Here is a 20,449-nt window from a genome sequence, read left to right on the forward strand (position 1 = left end):
GGGTGGGCGCGCCCCCCCCCCCCCCCCCCCCCCGGCCCCCGCCGCCCCCCGCCGGTCGCCTTGGCGCAGCCAAGGCGAAACCCGAAGCGACCCGTCTCAGGCAACATCCACCAATATCGCCCTGAAATCGTTCACATTCGTGCCGGTCGGCCCAGGCACGAACAAGTCCCCCAGGACCTCGAACGCCCCGTAAGGGTCCTGCCGCTGCACGAAACCGCGCGGGTCATGCCCCGCCTCCCGCAGCCGCGCCATGCTTTGCCCATCGGCAAAGGCCCCGGCGTTGTCCTCGGTCCCGTCGATCCCGTCCGTATCCGCCGCGAGAGCCGTCACGCTCACACCCTCGATGCCCTGCGCCAGCCCCAGCAGAAACGCCGTGTTCCGACCACCGCGCCCCGGTTCATCGCCAAGCGTCACGGTCGTCTCACCACCCGACAGGATCACCACCGGTGCCTTGAAGGGTCGTCCCCGCCGCGCCACCTCGCGGGCGATGGCCGCGTGGACCGATCCCACATCCGCCGCCTCGCCCTCGATGGCGTCCGACAGGATCACCGCCGGAATGCCTGCCGCCTCCGCCCTGGCCGCCGCCGCCTCCAGCGACAGCCGGGCCGAGGCCACCACGCGCACCGCATTCCCCTCGAACACCGAATCCATTGGACTTGGCGCGCTGGCCGCATCGCTCTCGATATGCGCCATGACCTTTGGCGGCAGCGTGATGCCCCGCGTGCGGATCATCGCCAGCGCGTCCTGGCGGCTCACCCAGTCCGGCACCGTCGGACCCGAGGCCACCTGCGCCGGGTCATCCCCCGGCACGTCCGACACGACCAGCGAGACCACCTGCGCCGGACCACAGGCCGCCGCCAGCCGACCGCCCTTGATGCGGGAAACATGCTTGCGGATGGCGTTCATCACCCCGATGGGCGCGCCCGAGGCCAGCAGCGCGCGGTTCAGCGCCTGTTCGTCTTCCAGCGTCAGGCCCTCGGGCGGCGCGGGCAGCAGGGCCGAGCCGCCACCGCAGACCAGTGCGACAACGAGATCGGCGGGGGTCAGCCCCTTCACCGCATCGAACACGGCTTGCGTCGCCGACAACCCGGCCTCGTCCGGAACAGGATGCGCGGCCTCCAGCACTGTCAACGACTTCCAGGGCGCGGCGTAGCCGTAGCGAGTGACCACGACCCCCTCGACAGGACCATTGCCTGCCTCTTCCCACAGGTCCTCGAAGGCCGCCGCCAGCTGCGCCGCGCCCTTGCCGATGGCCACCACCACGGTCCGGCCCTTGGGCTTCGGCGGCAACACATCCTTCAGCGCCTCGCGCGGATCGGCGGCGGCGACGGCGGCGTGGAAGAGGTCGGACAGGAAGGCGCGCTTATCCATCGCTCGCCTCCTTATGCGCCTTTGCCAAACGCTCCACCGCCTCCAGCACCGGGGCCAGCGGCGGGCAGGATTTCCGCGTCTCGAGCGACACATGCAACAGGAACTGGTCGCAGGTCGCCAGCACCTCGCCGTCAGAGGCCCGCTTCATCTCGTGCCACAACCGCAGCTTCTTGCCCTCGCCCAAGGTCACCCGCGTCTCGACGATAAACGGCTCCCCGACAAGGGTTTCCGCAAGATACTTCACCGTCGTCTCGGCGGTGAAATAGGAGTTGCCCGCGTCGATATAGGCCCGATCCGCGCCGACATGGGCCATCAGCTCCTCGGAAGCATCGCTGAACACCTGCCCGTAGCGCCCCTCGTTCATATGGCCGTTCACGTCAACCCAATCCACCGGCACGGTGCGCCGCACCGTCACCAGCGGCACCCCGTCGCCCAAAGGCCGCCGCAGCGTCGCGTCGTGATCCTTGATGAGCCGGCCCGCCGCCGCCTCCTGGCCCTTGAGCGCGCGCAGGATCGACACGAGGTTGTTGTCACGCAGTCGCTCCAACTGGCGGATGGACAGCGCCCCCGACTGGGCGTCGGACTGGTCGGTAATCAGGTCCACCAGCTCCTCGGTGAACTCGGGCACGTCCATCAGTTTCGTCCAGGGCCATGACAGGCACGGCCCGAACTGCGCCATGAAATGCCGCATCCCCGCCTCGCCACCCGCCACGCGGTAGGTCTCGAACAGGCCCATCTGCGCCCACCGCAGACCAAAGCCATAGCGGATCGCGTTGTCGATCTCTTCGGTCGTGGCGATGCCGTCCTTCACCAGCCAAAGCGCCTCGCGCCACACGGCTTCAAGGAAGCGGTCCGCGATATGCGCGTCGATCTCGGCCCGGACATGCAGGGGGAACATGCCGATGGCGGTCAGCGTGCCCTTGGCCTTCTCGACCGTCTCCGGCGAGGCTGCGCCGGGCACCAGCTCGGCCAGCGGCAGCAGATAGACCGGGTTGAAGGGATGCGCCACGACGATCTGCTCGGGCCGCTGCGCGCCCTCCTGCAACTCCGACGGCTTGAAGCCGGAGGTCGAAGACGCCAGTACCGCGCCCGCCTCACAAGCCGCCTGTATCTCCTTGTAAACCTTCAGCTTCAGGTCCAGCCTTTCCGGCACGCTTTCCTGTATCCAGTCCGCCCCCTCGACCGCCTCGGCCACGGTCCCGTGCCAGCTGATCGTTCCCCGCGCGGGCATCGGGCTTTCGTAGAGCATCGGCAAGGCGCGCTCGGCATTCGCCATGACCTCGCCGATCTTTCGCTCGGCCTCGGGGTCCGGGTCAAAGATCCGCACGTCCCACCCCATCAGGGCAAAGCGCGCGGCCCACCCTCCACCGATCACGCCACCACCGATGATCGCCGCCACCTTGCTCATGTCTTGTCTCCCAACGTCGCCACGCGCGACAGATCATACCCGTACCATTCGAGGATTTCCCGCGCCGCGTGCAGCCGCTCACCGGGCTTGCCCGTTCGGTCGAGGATCGCGAACCACGTCCCGCCGGGATCGCCCAAGGCGACCGTCCGGTTGTCCGCGTCCAGCCAGTGCACCCACAGCTTCCCCTCGCCCCAGGCATAGCGCCCCTTGCCCAAGGCAATCAGCGGCTTGGCCGTGGTGCCGAGCTGCATGGCGTCGCCACCGATCATAACCGGCGTGCCGGGATAGGCGCGCGAACTCTGCACGACCCGCCACGGCCCCTCGATCCGCGCAAGCGTCACGTCCGCCTGGCTGGCCACCGGCGCCGTCGGGTTGCGCAAGGGAACAGGCGCGACCGGCACCGCCACCGGTGCCGCCGAACAGGCCGCCAGCATCAAGGGCAAGAGCCAGCGGATCACGCCAGCACGCCGCGCACCGCCGCGACCATGGCCTTGCCGATCGCCACATGGCCTTCAGGCTCCATATGCACACCATCCACGGGGGACACCTGCGCATGAAGCCCGGCGTCGAAGAAGCCACAGCCCTGCCGCTCCGCCACCGCGCGCAGCCAGTCCGTCAGCCCCTGCTGCCGCGCCTCCGCCCCGGCAAAGACCTCCTGCAAGGTGCCTTCCTCGCGCACGGGGACCGGCGCCACCACGAGGATGCGTTTCACCACCCCCTCGGCCTTCGCCATCAGCACGAGCCGCTCGACCGACCGCGCGATCTCCCAGGCGGTGACCGAAAACCGGGTCTTCAGGTCGTTCGTTCCCAACATGAGCACCAACAGGTCCACCGGACGATGCGAGTTCAGCACCGCCGGAAAGACCGCCGCGCCATTGCGACAGCCGCCCTCGACCACGTCGTCATGCACCGTCGTCCGCCCAGGCAATCCTTCCGCGATCACCTCGACCCCCGCCCCCAGCTCCGCCGCCAGCACGTCGGGCCAGCGCTGCCCCTTCGGATGGCGCTCCTGCCCGCCGGGCATGGCCAAAGGCGCGGTGCCATGAGTGTTGCTGTCGCCGTAACACAGGATGACCGTCATGATATTCCCCGAATGTCCATGACGTTACCCAAACGCCGCAGCGCGCTGCGGTCAACAGCAAAGCAGCCCCTGCGCCGCCTTGGATTCGCCATGCTGTCATGGCATGCATCAGGTCCTGTTCACCAAGCTGGCCGGAATCACGCCCATGGCTCCCGCGACTGACCGAAAGTCCCGTCACAGCCGCCTCTTCGACCTCTATCGACAGGAGGCCGACAGCGACGCCATCGAGGTCGCGATGCCCGCGCCGTTGCCCGCTGCCCTCTCCGCCGAGGACATCGCAGCCCTGCAAAGCAAGGCAACGAATTCGCTCGCCCGCCCCACCGCCAAACGCAGCTTCTGGAAACGCCTCACCGGCTGACCGTGCTGGCTGACTGGCCCGGCTGACTGGGCCGGCTGACTGGGCTGGCTGAAAAGACCGAACCGCTGGCCGCCCTCAGCCCCGGAACCCGGTCGCCACCACGAATTTCTCGGAGGAATCCGACCGGCTGGCCGGCGGCTTGAAATTCGCGACCTTGTCGAAACGCTGCTTCAGGATCTGTTGCAAGGTCCCCTCGGCCCCGCCCGCCAACACCTTGGCAACGAAGGTCCCGCCCTCCTCCAGGACGTCGAACGCCAGCTCCGCCGCCGCCTCGCAGAGCGCGATGATGCGCAGGTGATCGGTCTGCTTGTGCCCCGAGGACGAGGCCGCCATGTCCGACATCACCACATCGGCCTTGCCACCCAGCCATTCCTTGATCTTGTCATCGGCCCCCTCGGACAGGAAATCCAGCGTGTGCAGCTCGACGCCCGCCAACGGCTCGATCTCCTGCAGATCGATGCCCAGGATGAAGCCCTGCCGCTTGCCCGGCCGATCCCCCAGCACGTTCACCCGCTTCGCCGCCACCTGGCACCAGCCCCCCGGCGCACAGCCAAGGTCGACCACCCGCGCCCCCGGCACGAGGAACCGATACTTGTCGTCGATCTCCAGGATCTTGTAGGCGGCGCGCCCGCGATAACCGTCCGCCTTGGCGCGCTTTACGTAGGGGTCGTTCAACTGACGCTGCAGCCACCGCGTCGAGGACAACGTCCGGCCGCGCGCCGTCTTCACCTTCACCTTCAGGTCGCGCTGCCCGCGCCCGGAGGAATTCTTGCCCGACGAACTCTTCGGTCCCTTAGCCATCGTCTCACGCCCTTATGCTTCACCTTGGCGGAAATACCTCGGGGGTCCGGGGGTGGAACCCCCGAAAACCGATTTTTCCCCGAAAAAATCGTCTATAGCGGCCCGTCTTCCAGAACGCCATCCGCCGACATCTGCGCGTAGAGCAACCCCTCGCGCAACCCCCTGTCCGCAACCGACAACCGGTCCGTCGGCCAGCAGCGCAACAGCGCCTGAAGGATCGCCGATCCCGACATGATCAGCGCATGCCGATCCGGCCCGATCCGGGGATCGCGCCGCCGACCCGTCGGTCCCATCTCGAGATACCGCTGAATCACCGCCTCGATCTGGTCGGATGACATGCGCAGGCCGTCCACCTTGGTCCGGTCGTACCGCCGCAACCCCAAGTGCGACGCCGCCACCGTCGTCACCGTCCCCGAGGTGCCGACGATCTGGAACCCCTCGCGCGCCTGCTCATCCTGATAGGGAGCGAATTCAGCAAGGTTTTCCTCGAAGAACCAGCTCATCAGCGCATAGCGCGCCGCGTCGTCCTGAACATCCGCGAACTGGTCGCGCAGGGTCGCAACGCCCAAAGGCACAGAGATCCAGTCCACCACCTTGGCGCTCGGGAACGGGCTGTCCGGCGGATGGAACCCGGCGTGCAGGCGCATGATGGCCCGCGGGCGTTCGCGCGGCTCGACGGCCGAGAGATCAATCCACACCAGTTCGGTGGACCCGCCGCCGATGTCCACCACCAACAGCTGTTCCGTCTTGGTCGAAACCAGCGGCGCGCAGGAGATGACCGCCAGACGCGCCTCCTCTTCCGGCTGGATGATCTCCAGCATCAGCCCTGTCTCGCGCTTCACCTGCCGGATGAACTCGCGCGCGTTCTTGGCGCGCCGACAGGCCTCTGTCGCGACCAGCCGCATCCGTTCGACGTTGTGGCGTTCGATTTTCTGCTTGCACACGCGCAAAGCAGCAACCGTGCGCCCCATGGAGGCACGGCTCAACCGACCAGACATCTCGAGGCCCTGCCCCAACTGGACGGACTTCGAGAAGCTGTCGACCACATGGAACTGGCTGCCTTTTGGCTGGGCAATCAGCATGCGGCAACTGTTTGTCCCCAGGTCCAGTGCGGCATACAGCGCATTGGGATCCGGGCTTGTCGGCGCGGGACTCTCAACCGGTCTCGGGAAAGCGCCCGCAGCCTTGGGACGCTTGGGCGCCATGATGAAGCGCCTCTTTCCGATATCAACTTGAGATCAAAGATAGGCCTCAGACGGGCATCGCGCAAGCGGCATGAATCTTTGGGCCGAGGGGGTTCGCGAAATAACCGCGAAAGATTTCATATTCCTGGTCCAGGAAGGGGCGCAGGATGTCGATGGTCTCGTCCAGCAGGTCACTGATGTCCAGCTTGCGCCTGGTGGAGTTCGAATGCGGCATCTGCACCACCTGCCCCGTGCGGACCGACAGATCATGCCCCAGTTCATCCATCTCGTTGGTCTTGTAGACCCGATCATAATTGCCCTGAAGATCCGTGCCGACAAAGACGCCCGCGCTGATCGCATGATGCTTGATGACCGAAGACCGCCGCTTGTACGCCTCGAAATTGGTAAAGAAATAATCGGGGTCAGGGTTGGTCGCCAGCTTGGGCACCCGGCGCAGGCGCTTGGAATTGCCAAGCGCATCGCGCTGCGCGACGAGGTCGCTGTAGCAGGACATCAACCTCTTGATGGGATCACGGATGACACAAAAGCGGAAGTGATCGGACAATGCGTCCCAGCGATCCGGACGGAACCGGCGCGTCTGGTAGACGCCGTGCCAGACCATCACCTCGGCGGTGTCTTCCTGTGCGACATCGGGATCGACCTGGGCCAAGGCCCGCTTTACCGAGGTACAGCCGGATTTGGGCAGCGCCATGAAGGCCAGCTTGTGCGCAGGTACGGTGATCGCCATTGTCTCGGTCCTTTCAACAGTCGGCAAGGACCGTGCAGGCGGAATCGGGCGCCAATGGGCCAAAAGTTGGTAAACGGCTCATCATTTTCCTGAAAACTTTGAGGCCTTGTTGCCGTTCCCCTTCGGTAACCTTTGACATACCCTGTCGCGGACAGCGCGCCTTGGGTCGAAAAACGACACCGTCGGGGGGCTTGTCACGGGTACGAACAGGTCTAACGCACATAAGGGAATCAGCTCGATGAGCACCTCGGATCTCACCATCGTCTACTGGCGCGACATCCCCGCTCAGGTGATCGTCGGCAAGGGCCGGCGCGGCGCAAAGGTGCAGTTGCCCGAGCGGTTCGAGCAGGCCATCGACCGGGCCGCCATGAAGGGCGGCGCTGCAGGCACCGACGACTACCTCGCCGAATGGCGCAAGGCACCGTCGGGCCAGGTCGAGGGCGACCCGATGGAGGCCGCGCAGGCCGCCGCCGCACGACTTGACGCCGAATACGACGTCGAGCGGATCAAGACCCTGATCGCAAACGACGGCTGGGCCACGGCCCCCGCCGCCAACTGACCCCACGTACCCTTGGCAAAGACCCTGACCCGATGACCCTGAAGGAGGCTCTCATGGCACTGTTCAACTTCCGTAAGCGCGAGACCACGACGCCTTCGAACGGCGCCATGGAGGCCTTCCTGCAAGGCTATTCCATCGAGGTCATGCCGCGCACCGCCTCCAAGGTGGAGTCGTTCCGCGACCTCCTGCCCGAAGGCACCCGCGTCTACATCGCCCATATCGAGGGCACGCCCATCGAGGAAATGGTCGCCACCGCCAAGCGCCTGAACGACGAAGGCTACCCGGTGATGCCGCACTTCCCGGCGCGCATCATCAAGGACGCCGCCACGCTGGAGAACTGGATCGCCATGTATCAGGGCGAGGCGGATGTGAAACAGGCGCTGCTGCTGGCCGGTGGCGTCTCGCAGCCGCATGGCGACTTCCATTCGTCGATGCAGCTGATGGAAACCGGCCTTTTCGACAAGGCAGGATTCACCCGCCTGCATGTCGCCGGTCACCCCGAGGGCAACCGCGACATCGACGTGAACGGTGGCGATGCCGCCGTGATGGAAGCCGCCCGCTGGAAGCAGTCCTTCTCCGAGCGCACCGACGCGCAGATGGCCATGGCCACCCAGTTCGCCTTCGAGGCGCAGCCGATCATCGACTGGGTGAACCGCCTGAACGCCGAAGGCATCATGCTGCCGGTTCACATCGGTATCGCCGGCCCGGCAAAGCTGCAGACCCTCATCAAGTTCGCCATCGCCTGCGGCGTCGGTCCGTCCCTGAAAGTCCTGCAGAAGCGCGCCATGGACGTGTCCAAGCTGCTGCTGCCCTACGAGCCGACCGACGTCCTTCAGGATCTCGCCGCCTACAAGGCCGCGAACCCCGACTTCGGCATCGAGCAGGTGCACTTCTTCCCGCTGGGCGGGATCAAGACCAATGCGCAATGGGCCATCGACAACGGCGGCGACGCGACCAAGCCCGCGAACGCCTGATACATGCGCTGCGCCCTGCTCTTCGACCTCGACGGAACCATGCTGGATACCGATACGATCCACCGTGGAGTCTTTGGGGACATGTTGGCGGGCGCAGGCCATGACGTGACCGAGGCCTTCTACCTCGACAAGATCCACGGCCGCCTGAATGCGGACATCTTTGCGGACCTCCTGCCCGATGCAGGGGACCCGCAGCAGCTGTCCGAGGACAAGGAGGCCGAGTTTCGCAACCGTCTGCCCAAACCCTACCCCGGCATGCCCGGCGTGGATCGTCTGGTGGCCCGGGCGCAGGACGCAGGCTGGGGGCTTGCGGTCGTCACCAACGCCCCGCGCCTCAATGCCGATGCCATGCTGGAGGCCATCGGCCTGCGTGACGCCTTTGAGGTGGTCATCATCGGCGAGGAATGCGCGCGCGGGAAACCCGATCCGCTGCCCTATGTGACGGCCATGCAGCGCCTCGAGATCGACCCGGCGCGCGCCGTGGCCTTCGAGGACAGCCCCTCGGGCATGCGGGCCGCCGCCGCGTCGGGCGCGCTGGCGGTGGGCATCCGGTCCAGCCTTTCAGACACCGAGCTGCGGTCCCATGGCGCGCAGCTGACGCTACAAGATTTCAACGACAAGGCGCTGGACGACGTCCTAAGGCGCATCACAGGAGAGACAGCATGACCCGTACCGTAATCGAGTCAAAGACCAAGACCGCCCTCATCGGGTTCGACCAGCCGTTCTGCGTGATCGGCGAGCGCATCAACCCGACGGGCCGCAAGATCCTGAACGAGGAACTGGAGCGTGGCGATTTCTCCCGCGTAGAGGCCGACGCCATCGCACAGGTCGCCGCCGGGGCCACGGTGCTGGACATCAACTCGGGTGCTGTCTTCTCGAACAAGATGGCCGAAGACCCGCGCTACGCGGACAACAACTTTGTCGAGCCGACGCTGATGAAGCAGCTGGTGGAATGCGTGCAGGCCGTGGTCGATGCTCCGCTCTGCATCGACTCCTCGGTGCCGGGCGCTCTGGAAAACGGTCTGGCCGCTGCCGAAGGCCGTCCGCTGCTGAACTCGGTCACCGGCGAGGAAGAGCGTCTGGAACTGGTGCTGCCGCTGGTCAAGAAATACAACGTGCCGGTGGTGGCGATCTCCAACGACGACACCGGCATCTCCGAGGACCCGGATGTGCGTTTCGCCGTGGCAAAGAAGATCGTCGAGCGCGCCGCCGATTTCGGCATCCCCGCGCATGACATCGTGGTCGACCCGCTGGTCATGCCGATCGGCGCCATGGCAACCGCCGGGCACCAGGTGTTTACCCTTGTCCGCCGCCTGCGCGAGGAACTGGGCGTGAACACCACCTGCGGCGCATCGAACATCTCTTTCGGTCTGCCGAACCGTCACGGCGTGAACAACGCCTTCCTGCCGATGGCCATGGGTGCGGGCATGACCTCCGCCATCATGAACCCCGTCGCGCTGCCGGTGAACGCCAAGGCCATCGCCGAGAAGAAAGAAGCCATCATGGCAGCAGGCATCATCCTGCCCGAGGATATGGACGACGAGACCTTTGTCACGCTGTTCGGCATGGGCTCGACCAAGGCACGTCCCGGCAAGGAAATGGAGGCCATCCGCGCCGCCAACCTGCTGATGAACCAGGACGCCGGTGGCGCGAACTGGATCGCCTTCAACAAGCCCGCCGGCACGGGTGGCGGTGCCGCCGGTGGCCGTCGCGGTGGCCGTCGCGGTCGCGGCTAAAGGTTAACGCGCGAAAAATTTACGCGCGGTGACAACGGTTTATGAAATTGTCAGCTGACAATTTCTTGCCCCCTTGAAAGTTGCGGTACCTTTTCGAAGGTGCCGTTTTCACATCAAGGCGTCCCACAGCAGCTTGCAGGCCACGTCCGCCAAAAGCAAAAGGATGGCCTTGTCGAACACCTCCTTCGGCAAGCGTTTCGCCAGCACCGCCCCCAATGGCATCGCCGCCAGCAACGGTACCAGCGCGGCGGCGCTTCCGAGGGCAAGGGTCGGCGTCAGGAGGCCGTACCACGCCATCGCCGGAATCTGCACAAGCGTCATCGCCAGAAAGAACAAAGAAATCGTAGCGACAAAGACCGCACGGTCCGGCTTCATCGCGTTCAGGAAGGTGATCGACACACCGGCGCGCTGACGCCTGTCGCGCCCTGCAAGACCCCCGCCAGCGTCGCTACGGGGAACACCACCCGATCCGCCACGGCCCGCGACAGCGCCCAACCGGGCCGCGCCAGCCGGAAGGCGATGTAAAGGAACACCACCACGGCCACCATGACCATCAGCAGCCGTGGCGGCACATGGGCCAGCATGATCGTCCCGATCCACGCCCCGACAAAACCGCCCCCGGCGTAGAGCCAGGGGAATCGCCCCTCGGGCAGATGGGCGCGGTATTTCCAGCCGCGGATCAGGTTGGTGGTAAAATTCGGCAGCACCATCACCGCCACCGCAGTCGGCACGTCAAAGTAGATCGCGATCACCGGAACGGCGATCACCGGCGCGCCTGCGCCCGTGGCTCCCTTGAGGATGCCACCCAGGATCAAGGCTACGCAGACCCAGACCAACCCCACCCAATGTGCCTCGGCAATTGCTTCCATGCGACCCTCCCGCCTGCGGCCGCACCCTTGCCACAAACCCCAGCCCGCGCAACCCCTTGCGCCGCTTCACCTTCATCTTGGTCCAAATACCTCGGGGTCCGGGGCAGCGCCCCGGCGCCCGCCGCCCGCGCAGACGCAAATGGCGCGGCCCCGCACTCCCGGAACCGCGCCCCTGTTTCTTCTCTGGCCAAATCCCCCCGGAGCCGCGGGGGCTGGCCCCCGCCTTTACCGGTCCGTTACAGGTAATCCGACCGCTGCAAGCCGTACTTGGCCATCTTCTCGTTCAGCGTCCGGCGCGGCAGGCACAGCTCGTCCATGACCGAGGCGATGGACCCCTTGTGGCGGCGCATGGTGTTGTCGATGAGCATGCGCTCGAAAGCTTCGACGTATTCTTTCAGGGGCTTGCCCTCGGTGGTCATCACCGGCTGCATCTGGTCGTGGTCGGACATCAGGAGCGAGGCAATCGTCCCCTGCCCGCGCCGCGATTGCAGCACGGCGCGTTCCGCGAGGTTGATGAGCTGACGCACGTTGCCCGGCCAGGGGGCCTGCAGCAGCTGCGCGGCTTCCTGCGCCGAAACCTTCGGCGCGTCGCAGCCGTATTCGTCGGCAAAGGACTCGCTGAGCCGGGTGAACAGCGTCAGGATATCCTCGCCGCGCGCGCGCAGCGGCGGCACGACGATCTTCAGCGCGGCAAGGCGGTAATAGAGGTCCGGGCGCAGGGCCTGCTCGCAGGTGCGGCCCTCTTCCTGAAGGTTGGAAATGGCGACGATGCGGGTTTCCGGCGGGGTGCCCTGTTCGTTGATGACGGACAGCAGGCGCGCCTGAGCGGCGTCGGAGAGCACCTCGATGTCTTCCAGCACCAGCGTGCCGCCGCGCGCCTCTTCCAATGCAGGCAGACGGGTGTCGTCGGGCTGCATCGGGCCAAAGAGGCGCTTCATCAGCGTATCCTCGTCATGCGCGCCGCAGGAAATCAGGGTGAATTTCTTGCCCGCCCGGCTACCCACGGCGTGCAGGGCGTGCGCCACCAGCGTCTTTCCGGTGCCGGTCTCGCCCTCGATCAGCACGTGACCGTCGGCCTGACCGAGGTCGAGGATGTCCTCGCGCAGACGCTCCATCGCAGGCGATGCGCCGATCAGCTTCTTCATGATCTGGCCACCCTCCGCCAGTTCGCGGCGCAGCTGGCGGGTGTCCAGCGTCAGGCGGCGCGCATTGGTCGCCTTCTTCGCCAGCTCCGACATGCGGTCGGGGTTGAACGGCTTTTCGAGGAAATCAAAGGCCCCGATGCGCATCGCTTCGACGGCAATCGGCACATCACCATGGCCGGTAATCATGATGACCGGCAGAGAGGAATCCGATCCCATCAGCTTTTTCAGCAATTGAATGCCATCCATGCCGGGCATCTTGATGTCGGAAATCACGATGCCGGGGTAATCCGCACCGACCGTCCCCAGGGCCTCTTCGGCGCTGGCAAAGGTCTCGGTGTCGTATCCCGACAGGGCCAGCCACTGGCTGATCGACTGTCGCATGTCCTGTTCATCGTCAACGATGGCAATCTTCATTGCATTTGCCATATGGGCCTTCACTCCGCTGCTTCGGATGCCGCGTTCAACACGGGCAGTTGCATTTCGAACACCGCGCCGCCGTTCTCGCCATTCCTGGCGGTCAGGCGTCCGCCCAGTTCACTGACGATCCCCGAGGAAATCGCCAGCCCCAGGCCGACCCCGTCGCCGGGGGCCTTGGTGGTGTAAAAGGGTTCAAAGAGCGCATCGAGGTCCTTGATCCCGTCTCCATTGTCGCGAACGCTGAGCGTCGCGGTCTCTCCTGCCGCAAGGATGATTTCCACCTGCGGATCATCTACGGATTTGGTGGCATCCAGCGCGTTTCTCAAGAGGTTGACCAGAACCTGCTCGATCCGCATGCGGTCGCCCATGACCTTGACCGGCTCGTCCGGCAGGATCTTGGTGATCTTCACACGGCGCGATTTCAGCTGCGGTTCCATCATCGACAGGCTCGAGGCCAGCGCATCGCCCATGTCGACTGGGCTGAAGGCCTCCTGCCCCTTGCGGGCAAAACCCTTGAGCTGGCGGGTGATCGCGCCCATGCGTTCGATCAGGTCGTCGATGCGGTGGAAGGCGGTCATCGCCTCCTCGGGACGGTTGCGTTTCAACAGCAGACGCGCCCCGGCGAGGTAAGTTTTCATCGCGGCAAGCGGCTGGTTGAGCTCGTGGCTGACCGCCGCCGACATCTCGCCCAGAGCGGCGAGTTTCGAGGATTGCGCAAGGGACTGTTCGGCGGTGGCGAGGTTCTTCTGCACCTTCTCGCGCTCGGCGATCTCGCGTTGCAGGCGGGCGTTCAGGGCGCGCAGTTCGGTGGATTCGCGCTGGAACAGAGCCATACGGACGGCGTTCTTGCGCGACAGCGCGTAAAACACCAGCGCGGCGAGGATGGCGAACCCCATGATTTCAAGCGCCAAAACGGCGTTCCCCCGCTCGCGCACGCTACTGTAGGTGGTGAAGGTCGACAGGGTCCAGCCGCGGAACGGGATGCGCCCGTCGATGCGCATGACCGCCTCGCCCCGCAGGTAGGCGTCGGCGGTGGTGGCGGTCCAGTCGGCGGCGGAGGCGATCAGGCGCTCGATGGCGCCATCCTCGGGTTTGCCAAGCGCCTCTTCGGGTGTCAGTCCGCGCCAGCGCGGTTCGGTCGCCAGCACGATGATGCCATCGGAGTTGGTGACCATGACGGCGTCGGAAATCCCCGCCCAGGCACGTTCGAATTTGGCAAGGTCGACCTCGACCACGATGACACCAACCGTGTCGCCGCCCGATTCCATGCGCCGCGAATAGGTGAAGCGGAAGCCGCCCGCTTCGCGCGCGATCTCGGTGAACACGGTCGTGTTGGCGCGCACGGCGTCAAGGAAATAGGGTGCGGCGCGGTGGCTTTCGCCCAGACGGTTGCGGTCCGTGGCCGCGACGCTGCGGCCTTCGCCATCCAGCAGCATGAGGCTGGCCGCGCCGATCTCGTCGACGAAGGAAATCAGCCGTTGCGAGCTTTGCGCAAAGTCCTGAGCATTGAGCGCGTCCAGCAGGGCCTTGTCGCGGGCCAGCAGTTCCGGAACGATGGCGTTGCGGCGCAGTTCCGAAATCAGGTTGCCGGAGTAGAGCGCGAGCCGCAGTTCGGCGCGGTTGCGGGTCGTCTCGGTGAAGCGGTCGGTCAACAGCCAGTTGGTGACCCAGACGGTTGCCACCGCGCCGAGCAACAACACCGCAAGCGCAATGCGCGCGCGGCCCCCTATCGGGGCTGCGCGCCTCGGACTCGAGGGTCGACGCGGGGTATCGGGGGCCATTGCCATGCGGTGCAGGATAGGCCGCGCGGCAGGGCGGCTCAAGTCAGGCCGTGGCGAGCGCCTGCGTCAGATGGGCGAAAAGGCGCGCACCATCCTCGTTGCCATGAGCGGCTTCCGACGCACGTTCCGGGTGAGGCATCATGCCCAGCACACGGCGATTGTCCGAGAGGATGCCCGCGATGTCGCGTGCGGCACCATTCGGATTGTCGGTGTAGCGGAACGCCACGCGCCCCTCGCCTTCGAGACGGTCGAGCGTGGCATCGTCGGCAAAGTAGTTGCCGTCGTGGTGCGCGATGGGCAGCGCGATCTCGGTGCCAGCGCCGTAGCCTTCGGTGTAGACCGACGCGCCTTCGACCTTCAGGCCGACAGTGCGGCAGATGTATTTCAGACCAGCATTGCGCAGCAGCGCGCCCGGCAGCAGGCCTGTTTCGGTCAGCACCTGGAAGCCGTTGCAGACGCCCAGCACGTAGCCGCCGCGGTCCGCGTGCGCCTTGACCGAAGCGATGATCGGGGCATTGGCGGCAATGGCGCCACAGCGCAGATAGTCACCGAAGGAGAAACCGCCCGGGATGCCGACGATGTCGACGCCCTGCGGCAGCGCCGTGTCCTTGTGCCAGACCATCTCGACCTGAAGACCGGCTTTCTCAAAGGCCACCGCCATGTCGCGGTCACAGTTGGAACCCGGGAAGACGATCACGGCAGCTTTCATCGGTGCAGTCCTTTCTCAGCGGCAGACCCTGTCAGGGGCATCGCGCGGCGACTCGCCGCGCGCTTCCTTAGCACAGATGTTCGAAGATGACAGGGCGCGAAGTGACCCGCCCCCAAGGCGTTTTGCCGCCCAAGTTCAATGAGCATGACCCGTCAGAATTCCTCGCCCCAGTCGGTGTCCGATCCCGACGAAACGGGTGCCGGTGCAATGGGCAGAGGGGCATTCACCGCCTTTTTCTCGACCATGATTTCCGGTTCGGGTTTATTCTGGTCGAGCTTGGGTTTGGGGGTCGGTTTCGCTGCCGGTTTCGGGGTTTCCGCCTTTGTCTTTGGCGCAGGCTGCGCCGCATCAGAGTCCCAGTTCCCCTTTGGAACGTCTGCTTCCTGCTTGAACAGTCCCATGGTCTCCGTCAGGCGCTCGGCCTCGATATTCAGGCTCTGGCCAGAGGCGTTCAGTTCCTCCACGATTGCAGCGTTTTCCTGCGTCGCGCCTTCGAGCCGCTGCACGCCATCGTTGATGTCGCCGAGCCCGTCGGTCTGCACCCGCACCGCCTCGGCGATGTTCGAGATCAGCTGCCCGAGGCTGGCGACCTGTGCCTGCACTTCGTTCAGCGAGGTTCCGGTCTTCTGCACAAGGCGGCTGCCTTCGCTGACCTCCTCCCCGGAAGCGGTGATGAGGGTCTTGATTTCCTGCGCGGAGTTGGCCGCCGTCTGTGCCAGGCCGCGCACTTCGGAGGCCACCACGGCAAACCCCTTGCCGGCAGACCCGGCGCGCGCGGCCTCGACCCCGGCGTTCAGCGCCAGCAGGTTCGTCTGAAAGGCAATGTCGTCGATGGCGGTGATGATCTGGTTGATCTTGTCGGACGTGGCCTCGATCCGGTTGATCGCCGCGATGGCATCTTTGACGACCTGCCCGCTTTCATCGGACAACTGCCGCGACTTGCGGGCCAACTCGTCGGCCTGATCGACGTTTGTCTTGATCTCGCGGCTGGTGCCGGTCAGACCGTTCAGTGCCTCGGCCGATGTCATCAGGGTCGCCGCCTGCATCTCAACCCGGCGCGCCAGTTCGTCCGAGGTCGACCCGATCTCGGACGCGGCAGAGCGCACGTTCGACGCCACCCCTTCGGCCTGGCGCAGCGCGTCGGCCAGGCTTTCGACACCGGCATCGAAATCGCGGCGCAGGGTTTCGTACTCCTTGGGGAAGCCCTTGGCGTCGATCCGGGCCGTCAGGTCTCGCCGCGCAAGCGCTTCCAGCCCGCGCCGGAGGCCTGCGACCACCTTGGCCTGAATTTCGCGTTCTTCTTGGCTGCGCTCCTCGGCACTTGCAGCGTTGATGAGCTTGTTGCGAAACGTCTCCACCACCTTGGCAGTTGTCCCGAGCGCATCGTTGCGGTCCGTATGCGGCACAGGAGCCTCAAGTTCCCCTTCGGCCATCCCCTGCAACCGCTCCGAGATATGCACAGCGGGTTTCAGCGACCAGTTCAGCAGGAACATCACGACGGCCATCCCGAGCCCGACGGCGATCGCCGAGGCAACGAAACCAAGCATCTCGCGATTGGCGACCTGCTGGTCGATCACCCCCTTGAACACGCCGACATAGAAAATGCCGATGACGTTGTCGGCGGCGTCGAGGATCGGCTGATAGACGGTGTAATAAGGTTTACCAAGAATGACCGCCTGCCCCATGTAAGCGCGCTTTTCCAGCATCACGGCATGGACGGGGTTTTCCTTGCCGAGCCAGGTCCCGACCGCGCGGCTGCCGTCCGGCTTCACGATATTGGTGGTGCGGCGGATGAAGTCGCCTTCCTCCGGGACCCACTGGAAGAGGGTCGCCGTTTCCCCGGAAATCATCCCGACCTCGTCGATGAGGTCATGGCTTTCGGGCACCTCAAGCGCGTTCCAACGCACCTCGGACACGCGTCCCGCGTCGTCCAGTTGAAAGGAGATGCCGTCCATCCGGCTGGCGAATTTATCCACCAGAATGCGCAGCGACGCATTCTGGCTGGATTGTGCTGCCTCGATTGCGGCCTTCCTGCTTTGTTGATCAAAGGAGAGGTAGAGGCCGCTGCAGACCAGAAGCAAAACCACCGCGAAACCCGCGGCCAAAGTGACTTTCAGGTTTTTCCGAAGTCTGCGCATGTGACACCCCAAGATTTTCCGTCTTCTCGGGGAATGCCACGCAATATCCTAAGACACCGTAAGGCTCAGGCCGGTGTCTTGTCCAAAATGCCTCGAATTCGACTCAGATCGCCTCGATGCGGTAGCTTTCGATGACCGTGTTGGCCAGCAGCTTCTCGCACATCTCGGCAATGGTCGCCTCGGAGGTGCCATCCGCCAGCTCCATCTCGATGACCTTGCCCTGGCGGACGCTTTGCACGCCCTCGAACCCAAGCGCGCCAAGTGCATGCCGCACGGCCTCGCCTTGGGGGTCCAGAACGCCGGTTTTCAGCATCACGTGCACGCGGACTTTCATCGCAATCCCTCCAGGTCAGTGTTGGCGCGCAGGAACCGCATCCCGCGCCGGAATGCAAGCGGATTCCCTCGCGCGCCTCATTCCCGGTTGCCCCGCAGCAGGACGTTGCCCGCATCGGGCTCCACCCGGAAGCCACCCGCCCGGTTGCCCGAAAGGTCGTTGTCCTCCCATGTGCCGCCCGCTCCCTCCCGCAGCCGCACCGCGTCGTAGCCGTTGGAATGCAGCCGGTTGCCCCGCACAACGGGCTTCACCGCCCCCTTGGCCGAGATCGCGTGAAAGGCATTGTGGTGAATCTCGTTGCCGCGCAGCACGCCGCCGCCGCCGGAATGGAGGTAGACACCCGATTGCGCCCCGTCCGAGATCTCGTTGTCGAAGACCTCCGGCGCGGCCCCGTCGCGGATCTCGATCCCGGCGTGGGCGCTGCGGGTGATACGATTGGCCTCGACCCGCACGGCACCGTTTGACGAGATCGAAACGCCCGCCTCTCCGGTCTGCTGCACAAGGTTGGCGCGCACCACCGCGTCGCCGCCGCGCAGGGCGATCCCGGTGGCGGGCGAGGTGATGACATTGTCCTCCAACGTCAGGGAGCCGCCGTCGACCGCCACCCCCTGCCGCAGGGTCAGCCCACGGACCGCGCCGCGTCCCCGCGACCAATGCATGACGCCGTCGATGACGATCTGATCGCGCGGCCCGGCGCCAGTGATCTCGATGTCCTTGGTCACGTAGACCGGGCCGGAATAGACACCCGGCCAGACCGAAACTCTCGCGCCGTACGGTGCCCGCTGCACCGCTTCGGCCAGCGTCGGGAAATCCCCGCCGGACGGTTTCACGGTCAAGGCACCATGGATTACCGCGGGCGCAGCGGTGCCGCAGTCCGACGCCTGCAGGTTGCGTGCCAGCCCGGCGAAGGCATGCGTGCCGCAACTGGCCAGATAGGCGCCATAGCCGGCGCAGCCCTGCCCTTTGGCCTCTGCCCACAAGGCGTCGCAGGCCCCTGCGGGGACCTCTGGCAAGGGCGCAGGTGCCGCCGCAGGCAGCCCCTCGGCCCCCTTCAGAAACTTGCTCACGGCAAGGATGCGCGCCATGGGAATGGCCATGTTGTAGCCGGTCCGGCTGTCCCCCGCATGGTGCAGCGCCACGACCCGCTTGTCCGACAGCCGCAAGACCGGGGATCCGGAATTGCCGCCCAGCGTGTCGCAGGTGTGCATCAGCTTGCCCTCGCCCGACACCGCCGGGGAGGACGCCGCACATCCCTCGCGCGAGATGTGCTGCGACTGCCCCTGCGGATGGCCGATGATCCAGAGGAACTCGCCATCCTCCGGGTCCACCCCCGCAAGTTCCAGCCTGCCGTAGGTTTGCGAGGGATCGCCAAAGACCTCCAACACGGCGTAATCCAGCGCCCGGTCGGCCTCCACCGCGTTGGGCGCAACAGTATAACGGTCGACCCCTTCACCATGGCCAGGACGAATGTAACCCGCGACAAATTGCGCGGCCTTGACCTGCGGCTGCACGCCGTCGCGTGGCAGGCCCGGGATGCAGTGGTAGTTGGTCAGCAGATGTGTGTCATCCACGATGAAGGCGGTGCAAAAACCGGTCGATCCATCCTCGAACAACATGTCCAGCCGCCCCACGGGCCGACCAAGCCGCACCGCCTGACTGCCTTCGCCATAGGCAATGACCGGCTCGTTCTGGTAGTTGCCAAAGGCCTGCTCAAAGGCGATCCCGCCCGCGCCCGACGTGCTTTGCCGGGGTTGGATCACCACCTTGCCAAAATCCGCCGGGTCAAATTCCGCCAACGGAGACTGCGCCGCAGCGCCGCCGGCCAAAACCAATGCTCCAAGATGCATGAACCAACGACGCATGACATATCCTTCCGGCTCGAATGCCCTCAGGCTAACGCCCCCGCGCGCCCCTCGCAAAGCCCGGATTTCCACCACGCAAAAGGCCGATGCTTTCGCACCGGCCCTGCTTCTTTGGTTTTACAAATACCCTCGGGGGAGTCTCCGCAGGAGACGGGGGCAGCGCCCCCTCCCCGCCCGCGATCAGTTGATCAGCTTGGGCTTCGGCGCGTGGGTCGCGTTCTTGGGCATGACGCCCAGACGCCGCGCCACCTCGGTATAGGCATCGGCGAGGTTGCCAAGATCCTGGCGGAACACGTCCTTGTCCAGCTTCTGACCGGTCTCGATATCCCACAGGCGGCACGAATCCGGCGAGATCTCGTCGGCCACGATCAGGCGCTGGTAGTCGCCCTCGTAGACGCGACCGATCTCGATCTTGAAGTCGATCAGCTTGATGCCGACGCCGTACATCAGGCCCGCGAGGTAGTCGTTCACCCGCAGCGCCAGCGCGACGATGTCATCCATGTCCTGCTGCGAGGCCCAGCCGAAGGCGGCGATATGCTCTTCGGTGACCAGCGGATCGCCCAGCTTGTCGTCCTTGTAGCAGTATTCCACGATCGGACGCGGCAGCGGGGTGCCTTCCTCGATCCCCAGACGCTTGGACATCGAACCGGCGGCAAAGTTGCGCACGATGATTTCCAGCGGCACGATCTCGACCGCGCGGACCAGCTGTTCGCGCATGTTCAGACGCTTGATGAAATGCGTCGGCACGCCGATGTTGTTCAGGCCGGTCATGAAGAACTCGGACAGGCGGTTGTTCAGCACGCCCTTGCCCTCGATCACGTCCTTCTTCTGCGCGTTGAAGGCGGTGGCGTCATCCTTGAAATACTGGACGATCGTGCCCGGCTCGGGGCCTTCGTACAGGATCTTTGCCTTGCCTTCGTAAATTTTCTTGCGCCGTGCCATGGGGGCCCTTTCCAAACGGGAAAACCGCGCTG

The 20,449-nt window shown here is 65.3% G+C and carries 21 protein-coding genes; 5 read left to right on the plus strand and 16 right to left on the minus strand.

The features are described from left to right. Positions 1 to 96 precede the first annotated feature (96 nt). From ACP16H_RS00755 to ACP16H_RS00770, 4 genes are read right to left on the minus strand one after another with little or no spacing between them, the layout of a single operon-like run. The gene (locus ACP16H_RS00755) at positions 97 to 1,371 is read right to left on the minus strand and encodes a glycerate kinase type-2 family protein (RefSeq protein ID WP_425070323.1); all 1,275 of its coding nucleotides are present in this window, start codon (positions 1,369 to 1,371) and stop codon (positions 97 to 99) included. Then, entirely contained in the window at positions 1,364 to 2,779 is a 1,416-nt protein-coding gene (locus ACP16H_RS00760) for a carnitine 3-dehydrogenase (RefSeq protein WP_425070324.1), read from the minus strand. The genes ACP16H_RS00755 and ACP16H_RS00760 overlap by 8 nt, the downstream gene beginning before the upstream one ends. Further along, complete coding sequence (locus ACP16H_RS00765; RefSeq protein ID WP_425070325.1) at positions 2,776 to 3,237, minus strand: lipocalin; 462 nt, start codon at positions 3,235 to 3,237, stop codon at positions 2,776 to 2,778. The genes ACP16H_RS00760 and ACP16H_RS00765 overlap by 4 nt, the downstream gene beginning before the upstream one ends. Further along, positions 3,234 to 3,860, minus strand: a complete 627-nt coding sequence (locus ACP16H_RS00770; RefSeq protein ID WP_425070326.1) for an SGNH/GDSL hydrolase family protein — start codon at positions 3,858 to 3,860, stop codon at positions 3,234 to 3,236. The genes ACP16H_RS00765 and ACP16H_RS00770 overlap by 4 nt, the downstream gene beginning before the upstream one ends. 103 nt (positions 3,861 to 3,963) lie before the next feature. Between ACP16H_RS00770 and ACP16H_RS00775 the strand changes: the two genes are divergently transcribed. Beyond that, on the plus strand, positions 3,964 to 4,218 hold the full coding sequence (locus ACP16H_RS00775; RefSeq protein WP_425070327.1) for a hypothetical protein: 255 nt from the start codon (positions 3,964 to 3,966) through the stop codon (positions 4,216 to 4,218). 75 nt (positions 4,219 to 4,293) lie between these two features. On the opposite strand, the gene ACP16H_RS00780 is transcribed toward ACP16H_RS00775, so the two are convergent. From ACP16H_RS00780 to ACP16H_RS00790, 3 genes are all read right to left on the minus strand, one after another. Then, a complete protein-coding gene (locus ACP16H_RS00780; RefSeq protein ID WP_425070328.1) occupies positions 4,294 to 5,019 on the minus strand; it encodes an RlmE family RNA methyltransferase in 726 nt (241 codons plus the stop codon). A 92-nt stretch (positions 5,020 to 5,111) separates the two neighbouring features. Continuing rightward, the gene (locus ACP16H_RS00785) at positions 5,112 to 6,224 is read right to left on the minus strand and encodes a Ppx/GppA phosphatase family protein (RefSeq protein ID WP_425070329.1); all 1,113 of its coding nucleotides are present in this window, start codon (positions 6,222 to 6,224) and stop codon (positions 5,112 to 5,114) included. Positions 6,225 to 6,270: 46 nt separating this feature from the next. Next, the gene (locus ACP16H_RS00790; protein WP_425070330.1) at positions 6,271 to 6,951 is read right to left on the minus strand and encodes a sulfotransferase family 2 domain-containing protein; all 681 of its coding nucleotides are present in this window, start codon (positions 6,949 to 6,951) and stop codon (positions 6,271 to 6,273) included. Between the two features lie 238 nt (positions 6,952 to 7,189). Between ACP16H_RS00790 and ACP16H_RS00795 the strand changes: the two genes are divergently transcribed. The 4 genes from ACP16H_RS00795 to ACP16H_RS00810 are packed head-to-tail and all read left to right on the plus strand — an operon-like array spanning position 7,190 to position 10,220. Then, positions 7,190 to 7,510, plus strand: coding sequence for a virulence factor (locus tag ACP16H_RS00795; protein ID WP_425070331.1), 321 nt, complete (start codon positions 7,190 to 7,192; stop codon positions 7,508 to 7,510). Between the two features lie 53 nt (positions 7,511 to 7,563). After that, positions 7,564 to 8,484: a methylenetetrahydrofolate reductase gene (locus ACP16H_RS00800; protein ID WP_425070332.1), complete on the plus strand. Its 921-nt coding sequence runs from the start codon at positions 7,564 to 7,566 to the stop codon at positions 8,482 to 8,484. A gap of 3 nt (positions 8,485 to 8,487) precedes the next feature. Beyond that, positions 8,488 to 9,150 carry an HAD family hydrolase gene (locus tag ACP16H_RS00805; protein ID WP_425070333.1) on the plus strand — a complete coding sequence of 221 codons (663 nt, stop codon included), beginning with the start codon at positions 8,488 to 8,490 and terminating at the stop codon, positions 9,148 to 9,150. Then, complete coding sequence (locus ACP16H_RS00810) at positions 9,147 to 10,220, plus strand: methyltetrahydrofolate cobalamin methyltransferase (protein WP_425070334.1); 1,074 nt, start codon at positions 9,147 to 9,149, stop codon at positions 10,218 to 10,220. The genes ACP16H_RS00805 and ACP16H_RS00810 overlap by 4 nt, the downstream gene beginning before the upstream one ends. A 108-nt stretch (positions 10,221 to 10,328) precedes the next feature. Here the strand turns inward: ACP16H_RS00810 and ACP16H_RS00815 are convergent, their stop codons facing one another. The 9 genes from ACP16H_RS00815 to purC form a co-directional block, all read right to left on the minus strand. Continuing rightward, the gene (locus tag ACP16H_RS00815) at positions 10,329 to 10,619 is read right to left on the minus strand and encodes a TSUP family transporter (RefSeq protein ID WP_425070335.1); all 291 of its coding nucleotides are present in this window, start codon (positions 10,617 to 10,619) and stop codon (positions 10,329 to 10,331) included. Beyond that, entirely contained in the window at positions 10,601 to 11,089 is a 489-nt protein-coding gene (locus ACP16H_RS00820) for a sulfite exporter TauE/SafE family protein (RefSeq protein WP_425070336.1), read from the minus strand. The genes ACP16H_RS00815 and ACP16H_RS00820 overlap by 19 nt, the downstream gene beginning before the upstream one ends. A gap of 236 nt (positions 11,090 to 11,325) precedes the next feature. Continuing rightward, positions 11,326 to 12,660, minus strand: coding sequence for a sigma-54-dependent transcriptional regulator (locus ACP16H_RS00825; RefSeq protein ID WP_425070337.1), 1,335 nt, complete (start codon positions 12,658 to 12,660; stop codon positions 11,326 to 11,328). Positions 12,661 to 12,668: 8 nt separating this feature from the next. Further along, complete coding sequence (locus tag ACP16H_RS00830; RefSeq protein WP_425070778.1) at positions 12,669 to 14,438, minus strand: sensor histidine kinase; 1,770 nt, start codon at positions 14,436 to 14,438, stop codon at positions 12,669 to 12,671. A 37-nt stretch (positions 14,439 to 14,475) separates the two neighbouring features. Then, entirely contained in the window at positions 14,476 to 15,141 is a 666-nt protein-coding gene (purQ, locus tag ACP16H_RS00835; protein ID WP_425070338.1) for a phosphoribosylformylglycinamidine synthase subunit PurQ, read from the minus strand. Positions 15,142 to 15,293: 152 nt separating this feature from the next. Then, entirely contained in the window at positions 15,294 to 17,279 is a 1,986-nt protein-coding gene (locus ACP16H_RS00840) for a methyl-accepting chemotaxis protein (protein ID WP_425070339.1), read from the minus strand. Positions 17,280 to 17,382: 103 nt separating this feature from the next. Then, positions 17,383 to 17,613, minus strand: coding sequence for a phosphoribosylformylglycinamidine synthase subunit PurS (gene purS / locus ACP16H_RS00845; RefSeq protein ID WP_425070340.1), 231 nt, complete (start codon positions 17,611 to 17,613; stop codon positions 17,383 to 17,385). A gap of 77 nt (positions 17,614 to 17,690) precedes the next feature. Beyond that, on the minus strand, positions 17,691 to 19,475 hold the full coding sequence (locus ACP16H_RS00850) for a right-handed parallel beta-helix repeat-containing protein (protein ID WP_425070341.1): 1,785 nt from the start codon (positions 19,473 to 19,475) through the stop codon (positions 17,691 to 17,693). A 180-nt stretch (positions 19,476 to 19,655) separates the two neighbouring features. Beyond that, positions 19,656 to 20,417 (minus strand): phosphoribosylaminoimidazolesuccinocarboxamide synthase, encoded by a 762-nt coding sequence (gene purC, locus ACP16H_RS00855; RefSeq protein WP_425070342.1) that lies wholly within the window; start codon positions 20,415 to 20,417, stop codon positions 19,656 to 19,658. Positions 20,418 to 20,449 lie beyond the last annotated feature (32 nt).

The sequence above is a fragment of the Sagittula sp. S175 genome (assembly GCF_049800975.1).
Lineage (GTDB): Bacteria > Pseudomonadota > Alphaproteobacteria > Rhodobacterales > Rhodobacteraceae > Sagittula.